At 63.9% G+C, this 12180-nt stretch carries 11 protein-coding genes; 6 read left to right on the top strand and 5 right to left on the bottom strand.

The genetic code is table 11. The annotated features are described in order from the left end of the window. Positions 1 to 52: 52 nt before the first annotated feature. The 3 genes from NKJ73_RS16465 to NKJ73_RS16455 all read left to right on the top strand — a co-directional run bounded on the left by NKJ73_RS16465 (position 53) and on the right by NKJ73_RS16455 (position 1262). A complete protein-coding gene (locus tag NKJ73_RS16465; protein ID WP_352570233.1) occupies positions 53 to 181 on the top strand; it encodes a hypothetical protein in 129 nt (42 codons plus the stop codon). Further along, the gene (locus NKJ73_RS16460; RefSeq protein WP_352570232.1) at positions 182 to 307 is read left to right on the top strand and encodes a hypothetical protein; all 126 of its coding nucleotides are present in this window, start codon (positions 182 to 184) and stop codon (positions 305 to 307) included. Between the two features lie 337 nt (positions 308 to 644). After that, positions 645 to 1262, top strand: coding sequence for a L,D-transpeptidase (locus tag NKJ73_RS16455; RefSeq protein ID WP_352448678.1), 618 nt, complete (start codon positions 645 to 647; stop codon positions 1260 to 1262). Positions 1263 to 1372: 110 nt separating this feature from the next. On the opposite strand, the gene NKJ73_RS16450 is transcribed toward NKJ73_RS16455, so the two are convergent. The 3 genes from NKJ73_RS16450 to trpS all read right to left on the bottom strand — a co-directional run bounded on the left by NKJ73_RS16450 (position 1373) and on the right by trpS (position 3980). Beyond that, positions 1373 to 1942, bottom strand: coding sequence for a NifU family protein (locus NKJ73_RS16450; RefSeq protein ID WP_023676386.1), 570 nt, complete (start codon positions 1940 to 1942; stop codon positions 1373 to 1375). Positions 1943 to 2220: 278 nt separating this feature from the next. After that, positions 2221 to 2712 (bottom strand): universal stress protein, encoded by a 492-nt coding sequence (locus NKJ73_RS16445; protein ID WP_023676385.1) that lies wholly within the window; start codon positions 2710 to 2712, stop codon positions 2221 to 2223. A 185-nt stretch (positions 2713 to 2897) separates the two neighbouring features. Continuing rightward, positions 2898 to 3980 (bottom strand): tryptophan--tRNA ligase, encoded by a 1083-nt coding sequence (gene trpS / locus NKJ73_RS16440; RefSeq protein WP_352570231.1) that lies wholly within the window; start codon positions 3978 to 3980, stop codon positions 2898 to 2900. Between the two features lie 366 nt (positions 3981 to 4346). Between trpS and NKJ73_RS16435 the strand changes: the two genes are divergently transcribed. Together NKJ73_RS16435 and NKJ73_RS16430 are read left to right on the top strand one after the other, a co-directional pair. Beyond that, positions 4347 to 4592 (top strand): type II toxin-antitoxin system VapB family antitoxin, encoded by a 246-nt coding sequence (locus NKJ73_RS16435; RefSeq protein ID WP_023676383.1) that lies wholly within the window; start codon positions 4347 to 4349, stop codon positions 4590 to 4592. After that, positions 4592 to 4996 (top strand): type II toxin-antitoxin system VapC family toxin, encoded by a 405-nt coding sequence (locus tag NKJ73_RS16430; RefSeq protein WP_352570230.1) that lies wholly within the window; start codon positions 4592 to 4594, stop codon positions 4994 to 4996. The genes NKJ73_RS16435 and NKJ73_RS16430 overlap by 1 nt, the downstream gene beginning before the upstream one ends. On the opposite strand, the gene murJ is transcribed toward NKJ73_RS16430, so the two are convergent. Beyond that, positions 4971 to 6569: a murein biosynthesis integral membrane protein MurJ gene (gene murJ, locus NKJ73_RS16425; RefSeq protein ID WP_352570229.1), complete on the bottom strand. Its 1599-nt coding sequence runs from the start codon at positions 6567 to 6569 to the stop codon at positions 4971 to 4973. The two genes, NKJ73_RS16430 and murJ, sit on opposite strands and share 26 nt — an antisense overlap. A 46-nt stretch (positions 6570 to 6615) precedes the next feature. Then, the gene (locus NKJ73_RS16420; protein ID WP_352570228.1) at positions 6616 to 9414 is read right to left on the bottom strand and encodes a [protein-PII] uridylyltransferase; all 2799 of its coding nucleotides are present in this window, start codon (positions 9412 to 9414) and stop codon (positions 6616 to 6618) included. Between the two features lie 227 nt (positions 9415 to 9641). Here NKJ73_RS16420 and NKJ73_RS16415 point away from each other — a divergent pair, with 227 nt between their 5' ends. Next, a complete protein-coding gene (locus tag NKJ73_RS16415; protein ID WP_352570227.1) occupies positions 9642 to 12146 on the top strand; it encodes a heavy metal translocating P-type ATPase in 2505 nt (834 codons plus the stop codon). Positions 12147 to 12180 lie beyond the last annotated feature (34 nt).

The following is a 12180-nucleotide window of genomic DNA, read 5'->3' as shown; positions in this document are numbered from 1 at the left end:
CCGGCAGCGTGCGCTTTCAATGTCGGCTACGGTGTTTTACGGGGAGCATTAGATGACGGAAGATGGCGACCGGAAATCGGCGACGCCGGAGGAAATCCGCCCGGCCATCAGAGGCTGGGCGGTGCTTGGGGCAATTGTCGTTGCCGTGTTTGGTGCGGCCTACGTCATGATCGATAGTTGAATGGCCGACGATCCTGGTCGCCCCGATGGACTGCCTGAAACGATCGGCACGGTCCTTGGTGCATTGGTGGTGATCGGCATGTTCGGGCTTCTGGCCTGGACCGTGCTTCGCGGCGTCCTTTATTAAACCCGGCCCGTCTGGACTTTCCCCTGCGGCGGCCGCGTCTCAGGCCGATCTCCTCGCAGCAACGGATGGTCTTGGCCGCAGGCCAGAGCGCCGGGCAGCGGCACCGACATTCACGGTGATGTCCTCGTCTCCTGGTTCTTGTTCCTGGCCCATTGATTTTGCAACATAATCCTGCGGGGGCTGTTGCCGAAATGCCATAGTCGCAGGTTTACCAGCACGCAAGTCCAAGGATGTAGGCATCGCCCGCTTGGCAAGCAAAGCAAATGCCAGCATGAATGAAGATGAAAAAAGCGGCCGACTCGAGCCGCTGTTGTTTGGGCAGGCATCGGACCTTTTCATGCGCATGAAGTCACTTGCAATCGTCGCGGCCCTGGCGCTGTCGACGGCTGTCGCCGGTTGCAGCACCATCGGCTCGCAGATCTTCACCAACAACTACGGCGCGGTGACCGACGCCGGCTATCACCTGCCGCGCGTTCCGATCGAAAAGGTGCCGTTCAAATACCGCCGGCAGATCGTCGACTACGACACCAGGGAAAAGCCGGGCACCATTATCGTCGATACGCAGAACAAGTTCCTCTATTTCGTCATGGGCGACGGCGAAGCGATGCGCTACGGCATCGGCGTCGGCCGTGAGGGTTTCGAATGGCACGGCACCGCCCATATCGCGCTGAAGCGCGAATGGCCGACCTGGACACCGCCTTCGCAGATGATCAAGCGGCAGCCGGAGTTGGCCAAGTTTGCCGGTGGCATGGAGCCGGGGTTGAAGAACCCGCTCGGCGCGCGCGCTATGTACCTGTTCAACAAGGGCGGCGACATGGGTTATCGCCTGCATGGCAGCCCGGAATGGAATTCGATCGGCAAGGCGATGTCGTCGGGCTGCATCCGGCTGATGAACCAGGACATTATCGACCTCTACGACCGCACCTCGGTCGGCGCCAAGGTCATTGTGATATAAAACCCTTATACGCGGACCGTCTAGGCAACAACACAGACGTCGCAAACAGAAAACCGGGCACTTTGGCCCGGTTTTTTGTTGTCTATCGATGTTGACAATGGAACGTCGCGTCAGGAGACCTGTTCGACATGCTGCACTTCCGGCACAAAGTGCCGGAGCAGGTTCTGGATGCCGTGCTTCAGCGTCGCCGTCGACGACGGGCAGCCGGCGCAGGCGCCCTTCATGTGCAGGAACACGGTGCCGTTCTCGAAGCCGCGGAAGGTGATGTCGCCGCCATCCTGGGCCACCGCCGGGCGCACCCGCGTGTCGAGCAGCTCCTTGATGGTGACGACCAGCTCCTCGTCGGCCTTGTCGTAGAATTCGCCGGTCTGGCTGGTCTCGGCGGCGGGGCCGGCCTTGGCCATCACCGGGGCGCCGGACATGAAATGCTCCATGATGGCGCCGAGGATAGCCGGCTTCAGATGCTGCCAGTCGGGGCCGTCCTTGGTCACGGTGATGAAATCATAGCCGAAGAAGACGCCGGTGACGCCGGGGATTTCGAACAGCCGGCCGGCGAGCGGCGAAGCCGTCGCGGCACTATCGGCATCGCGGAAATCGGCGGTGCCTTCCTGCAGCACTTCCTTGCCGGGCAGGAATTTCAGCGTCGCCGGGTTTGGCGTCGACTCGGTCTGGATGAACATGGCCGTCTCCGTGCCCGTTTCGGGCAGCTAGTTTGGAATAATTCTAATTAGGCTTTATCCGCCCGACATTCAAGGGAAAGGCATCGGGGGGAACGGCTGGCTGGCGGAATGTTTTGCTAGTTCGCTGAAACGATTGGAGATGTGTTGAGATTCAGGTCAGGCCGAGCCGAAAATGGTGGTTTCCGTGAACCGGAGCGGAGCGTACTTTTGGTACGTGAGCACCGGAAGCGCAGGAAGCTGCCATTTGCAGGCCGGCCTCACCTGAATATCAGCACATCTCAGGCGAGGCTGTCGATCTCTTCGTCCGACAGGTTCTGCGGCACCACCGTGACCGGGATGGGAAAGGCGGCGCCCTTGCCGGCGACCGCGCCGACCAGCGGCCCAGGCCCTTCCTTGCCGGCGCCTGCCGCCAGCACCAGGATGGCGATGTCCTGGTCTTCCTCGATCAGCTTGTGGATCTCTTCGGTCGGCTTGCCTTCGCGCACCACCAGTTCCGGCTCGATGCCGAGCTTCTGGCGCACCTTGTTGGCGTAGCTGTCCAGTGCGGCACGCGCCGTGGCGGTCGCCTCCTCGCGCATGATCTTCTCGACGCCCAGCCAGTGCTGAAAATCATCCGGCTCGATGACATAGAGCAGCACCAGTACGCCGCCCGTGCTTTGCGCCCGCTTCGAGGCGTAGGCGACGGCGCGCTCGCATTCGGGCGTGTCGTCGATGATCGCCAGGAACTTGCGGCGATGACCGACTTCGCGGCTGAGGCGTTTGGAGACCATATTCACCCTGTTCGATGGTTTCGGTCGCAATCTGCCACCGCCACAGCCCGCCCGCAAGCGACCGGCGGCTGTGGCAATGCTGGTGCAGCTTAAAGCGCGTCGCGTTCGACCAGCGACGCGCTTCAGGTTCTTGTTTTATGCATGTCGTTATCGCAAAACCGCTGCACACTTTTGCGCGACATGCATTAGCCTTGCAGCAGGCCGATAATGTCGCGCACTGTCTTCATGGTCGCTTCGGCCAATGTGCCGGCACGCTCGCCGCCATCCCGCAGCACCGCGTCGACATAGGCGCGGTCGCTGGAGATGCGGCGCATCTCGCCGGCGATCGGCGCCAGTTTTTCCACCGCAAGGTCGGCCAGCGCCGGCTTGAACACCGAAAACTGCTGGCCGCCATATTCCTTCAGCACCGCCTCTTTCGAGATTTCGGCGAGGCCGGCATAGATGCCGACGAGGTTTTCCGCTTCCGGCCGGCCGGCAAGCCCGTCCAGTTCGCCGGGCAAAGCCTCCGGGTCGGTCTTGGCCTTGCGGATCTTCTTCGAGATGGCATCGGCGTCGTCGGTCAGGTTGATGCGCGACAGGTCCGACGGATCGGATTTCGACATCTTCTTCGAACCGTCGCGCAGCGACATGATGCGCGCTGCCGGGCCGCCGATGACCGGCTCGGTCAGCGGGAAATAGCCGTTCACCGTCTCTTCGCCGACCTGCATCTCGACGCCGACGCCAAGCGCTGCGATGCGGTCCGAAAAGTCGTTGTTGAATTTCTGCGCGATGTCGCGGGTCAGCTCCAGATGCTGCTTCTGGTCGTCGCCGACCGGCACGTGGGTGGCGCGGTAGACGAGGATGTCGGCGGCCATCAGGGAGGGATAGGCGAGCAGGCCGAGCGAGGCGTTCTCGCGGTCCTTGCCGGCCTTGTCCTTGAACTGCGTCATCCGGTTCATCCAGCCGATGCGCGCCACGCAGTTGAAGATCCAGGCAAGCTCGGCGTGCTGCATCACCCTCGACTGATTGAAGACGATGTGCTTGGTCGGATCGATGCCGGAGGCGAGAAACGCCGCGGTGATCGAACGCGTCTGGTCCTGAAGATCCTCATAGACGAGCTGTGCGGTCAGCGAATGCAGGTCGACGACGCAATAGATGCAGTCGGAGGTGTCCTGCAGGGCGACAAATTTCTTGATGGCGCCGAGATAATTGCCGAGATGCAGATTGCCGGTCGGCTGGACGCCGGAAAAGACGAGCGGCTTGGGGGCGGGCTGGTTGAGGTCGGTCATAGTGTTTCCCTGGCTTGTGGAGGGCCGTTTCGCGCGCGGCGAAAGTCTTGCGACGGCGCGCTTATGGACGAGAGCGAGGAGGCGATCAAGAGGGGTATTGACTGGGCGCGCAGGCTTTGGCGTCGGCCGAGCAAGACGCCGCAGGAGGCTGTTTGAAGGGGATGACGCCGACCAGAAACAAAAACCCGCCTTGCGGCGGGTTCCTCGGCGCCAATCAGCACCATACGGAAATCAATAGCATAGCTGCCGGCACAAAGCAAGAACAAAATAGCTCGCCTCGGCAATCGCTTCGATTTGGCTTAGGGCCACATTGACGGACTGATGTAGATAGCTACATAGTATTTGCTACACAGCGGAAGCAAAACAATGACGATCAACATCAACAACAAGGAAGCGGACAGCCTGACGCGGGCTTTTGCCAGGCTTGAGGGTGTCGGGATCACCGAGGCAATCGTGATCGCCATGCGCGAAGCTCTGGAGCGCCGACGCAATCGCGAGACGCCGCTGGAGACGGCGGCACGGCTCCGGGCCGAGTTCGGGATTGAGCTGAGCGAGCAGGCGCGCAAGCCGCTGCCGCGCTCGGTCTACGACGAATTGTCCGGCGAAGACTGATGTTCATCGATGCAGCGGCTATCGTTGCAATACTGAGCAACGAGGCCGAAGCCCAGCGCTGCGCGCAGGCGGTCATGAAGGCGTCGGCTCCGTTCACGTCGGCGATCGCGGTTTGGGAAGCCGCGATGGCGCTTTCGCGATCGGAAAAGCTGGCCGTACCGGTCGCCACAAGCTTCAAGATAGTCAGCCGTTTTCTCGAAGAGCGTGGAATCACCTTGCGGGAGCTTCCGCCTCCCTCTGACGCAGCATCTCTGTCAGTCGAGGCTGCGTCGCGGTTTCGCAACAACACTGGCCGCCTCAACATGGCCGACTGTTTCCACTACGCCTGTGCGCGCTACTACGCCGTTCCGATGCTTTCGACGGCGGACGAATTCCGCTTCACGGATCTGGAGACTGTTGCTTGACCGGCTGGGATCCCTTGCGCCCGATATTGCGGCGGATCATGCCGAAATCGGCGCCGCCGGTGGCGAAGGCGGTGACGAAGTAAAGCAGCGCCCCGCCGGCGACGAGCGCAAGCAGGGTTACCGCCTTGATCACCAGCGGCGAGCCGGAGCCGAGACTTGCGGCGAACCAGTGTTCGGCAAAATAGAGCGCCGCGGCCATCACCGCCGCCGACAGCACCAGCCGCGGGATGCGTTTCATGAGCGGCACGTCGCGGCCCCAATGGCCGCGCCGGATCAGCACGGCGAGCAGCATCGCCGCGTTGACCCAGCCTGCGACAGCGGAGGCAACGGCAATGCCGGGCGCGCCCATGGTCGGAAACAGCGTCAGCGCCGTCGTAATGTTAACCGCCACCGAGATGGCGGCGAAAATCATTGGCGTGCGCGTGTCCTCGCGGGCGAAATAGCCTGGGGTGAACGCCTTGATCAGCACGAAGGCCGGCAGGCCGAGGCCGAAGATCGCCAGGATTGCCGCGACCGTCGGCGTCGAATTGTTGGCGGCAAAGGCGCCGCGCTCATAGACCAGCCGCACGATCGGCTCGGACATGACCAGCAGCGCGGCCGCCGCCGGCAAGGTCATGAAAAGGGTAAACTCGACCGAGCGGTTCTGCAGATTGGCGGCCTCGACCAGATTGCCTGATTTCAGCGCCCGCGACAGTTCCGGCAAAAGCACGATGGCGACGGCGACGCCGACGACGCCCAGCGGCAGCTGGTAGACGCGGTCGGCATAGGCCAGCGACGACACCGCGCTGTCCTGCGCCGACGCGATCGCCGTGCCGATCAGCTGGTTGATCTGGGTGATGCCGCCGGTGATCGCCGCCGGCAGTGCCAGGATCAGCAGCCGCTTGACGTTCGGCGTCATCTTCGGCCGCCGGAAGCCGATCGAAATGCCGGCATGGCGCACCGCCGCCCAGACGATCGCCAGCTGCACCAGGCCGGCCGCCAGCACGCCCCAGGCCAGACCGAAACCAACGGTGCGGGCGTCCGAACCCTTGTACCAGGCATAGGCAAGCACGGCGATAAGGATGACGTTGAGGAACACCGGCGCCACCGCAGCGGCGAAATAGCGGCGCAGCGAATTCAGCATGCCGGCCATCATGGCGCCGAGCGACATGCAGATCAGGTAGGGGAACATGACGGTCGCCAGCGCCACCGTCGTCTCGAATTTTCCCGGCGTGTCGGCAAAGCCCGGCGCCACCAGGTAGCGCACGATCAGCGGCATCGCCAGTTCCATGGCGATGGTCAGCGCCAGAAGCGCCGTGAACAAGACGCCGAACACCTCTTCGGAAAAGCGCTTGGCGCCGTCGGTGCCGTGTGTCTCGATCTCCTTGGCGAACAGCGGCACGAAGGCGGCATTGAAGGCGCCTTCGGCGAACAGCCGGCGAAAGGTGTTGGGAAACTGGAAGGCGGCGTTGAAGGCGTCGGCGATCGGCCCGGTGCCGAGTGCGGCAGCCATCAGCATCTCGCGGCCGAAACCGAGGGCGCGGCTCATCAGCGTGCCGGAAGCGACCGTGGCGAATTTCTTGACAAGGCTCATGCGCTTGAAGACTGCCTGTGCGATTGGGGCAAATGGAAGGTAACAGTCACTCGGCGGCCGTTTTGGTCTTGCCGCGCTCGGACGCCGTGCCCTCGAGCACCGCGATCAGCCTGTTGCGGATGGTCGCGGTGCGCGACGGGCTGTCGATCTTCTGGCCGGTGAGATCGGTGACGTAGAACGTGTCGATGACCTTTTCGCCGAAGGTGGTGATGTGGGCCGAGGCGATGTCGAGCGACAGGTCCGACAACATGCCGGTGATCTCCGACAGAAGGCCCGGCCTGTCCAGCCCCTCGACCTCGATCACCGAGAAACGGTTCGACAGCGTGTTGCGGATCTCGGCGCGTGGCGGAATACGGAAAACCTTGGCGCCGCGCCGCGGCTTGGTGCGCTTCTCGATCATTTCGGGCAGCCAGCTCTTGCCCGACAGCACGTCCTCGATCAGCCGGCCGACGCGCTCGGCACGGCGGCGCTCGTCCTCGTCGAGGTCGAACTCCCTCGAGATCAGGATGGTGTCGAGCGCGCGGCCATCCGAGGTGGTGAATATCTGCGCGTCGACGATGTTGCCGCCGGCCGCGGCACAGGCGCCGGCAATCACCGAAAGCAGGCGCGGATGGTCCTGCGCCAGCACCGTGATCTCGGTCACCGCCTCGAACTGGTGGGTTTTCACCATGGTGGCGAGCTTCTTGCCGGCGTGATCGGCCTCGCGGATGAATTCGGCATGGCGGAGTTGGTCGGGAAGATCGACCGCCAGCAGATAGTTCTCGTAGTGCTGGCCGACATAACGCTTGCGGGCCTTTTCCGGCCAGTCGGCAAGCGCCTCGGCCAGTTGTTCGCGCGCCGCCGCCGTCCGTTTGGCGCGCGACACCTCCGAAAACCCGCCGGTCAACAAAAGCTCGGTCTCGTAATAGAGCGTACGCAGCAACTGGCCCTTCCAGCCGTTCCAGACCCCAGGCCCGACGCCGCGGATATCGCAGACGGTAAGCACAAGCAGCATCTTCAGCCGTTCGACCGACTGCACGATGGCGGCAAAATCCTCGATCGTCTTGCGGTCGTTGAGATCGCGGGTCTGCGCCGTCATCGACATGACGAGGTGGTTCTCGACCAGCCAGGCGACCGTTTCGGTGTCGGCCGGCGAGAGCCCCATATGCGGGCAGATGCGCCGGGCGATCCTGGCGCCGGCTTGCGAATGGTCCTCCGGCCTGCCCTTGGCGATGTCGTGCAGCAGCACGGCGACATAGAGCGCCTCGCGGCTCTTCTTCAGCCCCGGCATCAGCGAGTGGGCGAGTGGATGGATCTTTTCCCCGTCGCCGCGCTCGATCTCGGCCAGCACACCGATGCAGCGGATGAGGTGCTCGTCCACCGTGTAGTGGTGGTACATCGAGAACTGCATCATGGCGACGATCTTGCCGAAGTCCGGGATCAGCTTGGCAAGCAGTCCGGCCTCGTTCATGCGCCGTAGATTGAGCTCGGCGTTGCGGTCCGAGGTCAAGATGTCGAGGAACAGCCGGTTGGCTTCCTCGTCGCGCCGCAGTGCCTTGCCGACGAGGCCGAGCGAACGGGTCAACAGCTTCAGCGCATCGGGGTGAAATTCCAGGCCGTGCTTGTCGGCGAACCAGAACAGCCTGAGGAGATTGACCGGATCGCGCTCGAACACCTCGTCGTCGGCAATGTTGATGCGGTGGTTGTCGACGATGAAATCGGCCGTGCCGGCGAGCTTGCGCCTGCGGCGCGAAAAGGTGAGGAAGATGCGGTTGAAGCCCGGCACATGCTTGGCCTGCTCTTCTTCCAGCGCGGCGCAGAAAATGCGGGTCAGGTCGCCGACATCCTTGGCGACGAGGAAGTAATGCTTCATGAAGCGTTCGACCGCCGACAGGCCGGGATGGGTGGTGTAGCCCAGCCGCTCGGCAATGTCGCGCTGGATGTCGAAATGCAGCCGCTCCTCGGCCTTGCCGGTGAGGAAATGCATGTGGCAGCGCACCGCCCATAGGAAATCCTCGGCCTTCTGGAATTCCCTGTATTCGGCGTCGGTGAAGACGCCCTTGTCGACCAGTTCCTCGCCGGTGCGCACGCGGTAGAAATATTTGGCGATCCAGAACAGCGTCTGCAGGTCGCGCAGGCCGCCCTTGCCGTCCTTGACGTTGGGTTCGACCAGGTAACGGCTCTCGCCGGCCTTGGCGTGGCGCTCGTCGCGTTCGGCGAGCTTGGCCTGGACATATTCGGGGCCGGTGGTGCGCACCACCTCGTGGTCGAAGCGTTGCAAAAGCTCGTCATAGAGCTTTTGCTCGCCCCACAGGAAGCGCGCCTCCAGGATCGAGGTGCGGATGGTGATGTCGGTGCGCGACAGCCTAAGGCACTCGTCGATGTTGCGGGTGGCGTGGCCGACCTTCAGCCCGAGATCCCACAGCATGTAGAGCATGTATTCGACGATCTGCTCGCCCCATGGCGTCTGCTTGTAGGGCAGGAGGAACAGCAGGTCGATGTCGGACCCGGGCGCCAGCGTGCCACGGCCATAGCCGCCGACGGCCACGACCGCCATGCGCTCGGCCGATGACGGGTTTTTGACGCGATAGACATGGGTGGCGGCGAAGTCGTAGAGCGCGCGGATGATCTCATCCATCAGATGCGACAGCCGGGCGGCGCAGGCGGTACCGCTGCCATCGTCCATCAGCATGCGTTCGGCGACCGTGCGGCCGTCGGCGAGCCGGCTTTTGAGAAGCTTGAGAACGCCGCTGCGCGCGGCCTTGCCGGAGCCGTCGCCTGCCGACGCCTCGGTCAGTTCGGTCATCTCGCGGCGCAAGGCTTCGCCGTCGATCAGTTCCTCGAGCTTCAGGGATATTCTTGCCATAAATGCCGTTCGGCCTCGCCGTTTCGGCGGCGTCTATAGCGCGTTTTCGCGGCGCTGGGTATGGGGCGGACGGACGCGTTCTCCGCAGCCGTGGAACGGGACGATCGTCTCATGCCCGCGGCCGGTGCAGTTTGGGCCTGGCCACGAAAAATCGAAATCAGCCCTTGACCTTCCAGTTACTGGAAGCACTACCTCCGCCGCAACATCGAAATACAGGGGCTTTCGGCATGACGCATTCCGACCACCATCATCACGCCCATGGCAGCTGCTGCTCGGCAAAAGGCGCCTCGTCTGCTGCGGACGCCGTCGTCCGCGATCCGGTCTGCGGCATGACCGTCGATCCGGCTGCCGGCAAGCCGACGGCCGAGCATGACGGCCATCGCTATCATTTCTGCAGCGAGAGCTGCCGCGCGAAATTCGTCGCCGAGCCGGAAAAATACCTGACCGCAACCGATCCCGTCTGCGGCATGAGCGTCGATCGCGCCACGGCCAAGCACTTTTTGCGGCACGAGGGCCGGGGCTTCTATTTCTGCTCGGCCGCTTGCCAGGCGAAGTTCGAAACCGAGCCGGCAAAATATCTCGGCGACAGGCCGGCGCCGCAGCCGATGCCCAAGGGCACGCAATACACCTGCCCGATGCATCCGGAAATCATCCGCGACAAGCCCGGCTCCTGCCCGATCTGCGGCATGGCGCTGGAGCCGATGGGCGTGCCGACCGGCGACGAGGGACCTAACCCCGAACTGGTCGACTTCACCAGGCGCTTTTGGGTGAGCGCGGTGCTGTCCGTGCCGTTGCTGGTCATCGCCATGGCGCCGATGCTCGGCCTGACGTTCCAGGCCTTCATCGACGACCGCGCGAAGGTCTGGCTGGAGCTGGCGCTGGCCAGCCCAGTGGTGCTGTGGGCGGCATTCCCGTTCTTCCATCGCGGCTGGAACTCGGTCCTCAACCGCAGCCCCAATATGTGGACGCTGATTTCGCTCGGCGTCGGTGCCGCCTATCTCTACAGCGTCGTCGCCACGCTGTTTCCAGGCCTCTTTCCGCACCAGTTCCGCGGCCATGACGGCACCGTGCCGGTCTATTTCGAGGCGGCGGCGGTGATCGTCGCGCTGGTGTTCCTTGGCCAGGTGCTGGAATTGCGCGCCCGCGAGAAAACCGGCTCGGCGATCCGCGCGCTGCTCGACCTGGCGCCGAAGACGGCGCGGCAGATCGGCGCGGACGGTTCCGAAAACGACGTGCCGCTCGAAACCGTCAAGGCCGGCGACCGCTTGCGCATCCGCCCAGGCGACGCCGTGCCGGTCGACGGCACTGTGCTCGAAGGACGCTCTTCCATCGATGAATCGATGATCACAGGCGAGCCGCTGCCGGTCGAAAAGACCGAAGGCGACAACCTCACCGGCGGCACGCTCAACAAGAACGGCTCGCTGATCATGCGCGCCGACAAAGTCGGCGCCGAGACGACGCTGGCGCGCATCGTCGAGCTTGTCGCCAAGGCGCAGCGTTCACGCGCGCCGATCCAGGGGCTGGCCGACCGCGTCTCGTTCTACTTCGTCCCGGCCGTCGTTCTGGTCGCGATCATTGCGTTCGTCGCCTGGGCGATCGTCGGACCGGAACCCAGCCTGGTGTTTGCCATCGTCTCGGCGGTCTCGGTGCTGATCATCGCCTGCCCGTGCGCGCTCGGCCTTGCCACGCCCATGTCGATCATGACCGCCACCGGACGCGGCGCGCATGCCGGCGTGCTGATCAAGGAAGCGGCGGCGCTCGAGCGCTTTGCCTCGGTCGATACGCTGATCGTCGACAAGACGGGAACGCTGACCGAAGGCCGGCCGCGGCTGACCGATGTCGTCGCTTTCGAAGGGATGGCGCAAGACGATCTGCTTGCGCTCGCCGCCGGACTGGAAAAAGGCTCGGAGCATCCGCTGGCCGAGGCGATCGTCGACGGCGCCCGCGAACGCGGGGTGAATATCCCGGACGCCGGCGGTTTCGAGGCCGTCACCGGCAAGGGCGTTTCCGGCACGGTTTCGGGGCAGAAGGTGGCGCTCGGCAATGCCGCGATGATGGCCGATCTCGGCATCGACACGGCGTCGGTCCTGGCCAGTGCCGAGGCGCTGCAGGCCGACGGCAAGACCGCGATGTTCGTTGCTGTCGGCACCCGGCTCGCCGGCCTCGTCGCCGTCGCCGACCCGATCAAGGCGACCACCGCCGAGGCGATCAAGGCGCTGCATGACAGCGGGCTGAAGATCGTCATGGCGACCGGCGACAACGAGCGCACGGCGAAAGCCATCGCCGCCAAGCTCGGCATCGACGAGGTGCGTGCCGGGCTTTTGCCCGAGCAGAAGGGTGCGCTGGTCGAGGAATTGCGTGCAAACGGCGCCGGCGTCGCCATGGCCGGCGACGGCGTCAACGATGCGCCAGCACTCGCCGCTGCCGATGTCGGCATCGCCATGGGCACCGGCGCCGATGTCGCGGTCGAGAGTGCAGGGATCACGCTGGTCAAGGGCGATCTCAACGGCATCGTCCGAGCCCGCACGCTTGCCCAGGGCACGATCCGCAACATCCGCCAGAACCTGTTTTTCGCTTTCCTCTACAACGTGCTTGGCGTGCCGGTCGCCGCCGGCGTGCTCTATCCGCTCACCGGCACGCTGTTGTCGCCGATGATTGCGGCGGCGGCGATGAGCCTATCGTCGGTTTCGGTGATCTCCAACGCGTTGCGGCTCAGGACGTTGAAACTCTGAGTCGACTGCCCAGATAGACCCTGTTCAAAAAAGG

It is taken from the genome of Mesorhizobium sp. M0074 (assembly GCF_040322975.1).
Lineage (GTDB): Bacteria > Pseudomonadota > Alphaproteobacteria > Rhizobiales > Rhizobiaceae > Mesorhizobium.
The sequence above is the reverse complement of the archived record's forward strand: the minus strand, read 5'-3'. Positions and strand labels throughout refer to the sequence as shown.

What these genes read in the sequence shown, in the direction of transcription:
- NKJ73_RS16465 (WP_352570233.1), top strand. Translation starts at nt 53, where the DNA reads ATGACGGAAGATGGCGACCGGAAATCGGCGACGCCGGAGGAAATCCGC.
- NKJ73_RS16460 (WP_352570232.1), top strand. Translation starts at nt 182, where the DNA reads ATGGCCGACGATCCTGGTCGCCCCGATGGACTGCCTGAAACGATCGGC.
- NKJ73_RS16455 (WP_352448678.1), top strand. Translation starts at nt 645, where the DNA reads ATGCGCATGAAGTCACTTGCAATCGTCGCGGCCCTGGCGCTGTCGACG.
- NKJ73_RS16450 (WP_023676386.1), bottom strand. Translation starts at nt 1,942, where the DNA reads ATGTTCATCCAGACCGAGTCGACGCCAAACCCGGCGACGCTGAAATTC.
- NKJ73_RS16445 (WP_023676385.1), bottom strand. Translation starts at nt 2,712, where the DNA reads ATGGTCTCCAAACGCCTCAGCCGCGAAGTCGGTCATCGCCGCAAGTTC.
- trpS (WP_352570231.1), bottom strand. Translation starts at nt 3,980, where the DNA reads ATGACCGACCTCAACCAGCCCGCCCCCAAGCCGCTCGTCTTTTCCGGC.
- NKJ73_RS16435 (WP_023676383.1), top strand. Translation starts at nt 4,347, where the DNA reads ATGACGATCAACATCAACAACAAGGAAGCGGACAGCCTGACGCGGGCT.
- NKJ73_RS16430 (WP_352570230.1), top strand. Translation starts at nt 4,592, where the DNA reads ATGTTCATCGATGCAGCGGCTATCGTTGCAATACTGAGCAACGAGGCC.
- murJ (WP_352570229.1), bottom strand. Translation starts at nt 6,569, where the DNA reads ATGAGCCTTGTCAAGAAATTCGCCACGGTCGCTTCCGGCACGCTGATG.
- NKJ73_RS16420 (WP_352570228.1), bottom strand. Translation starts at nt 9,414, where the DNA reads ATGGCAAGAATATCCCTGAAGCTCGAGGAACTGATCGACGGCGAAGCC.
- NKJ73_RS16415 (WP_352570227.1), top strand. Translation starts at nt 9,642, where the DNA reads ATGACGCATTCCGACCACCATCATCACGCCCATGGCAGCTGCTGCTCG.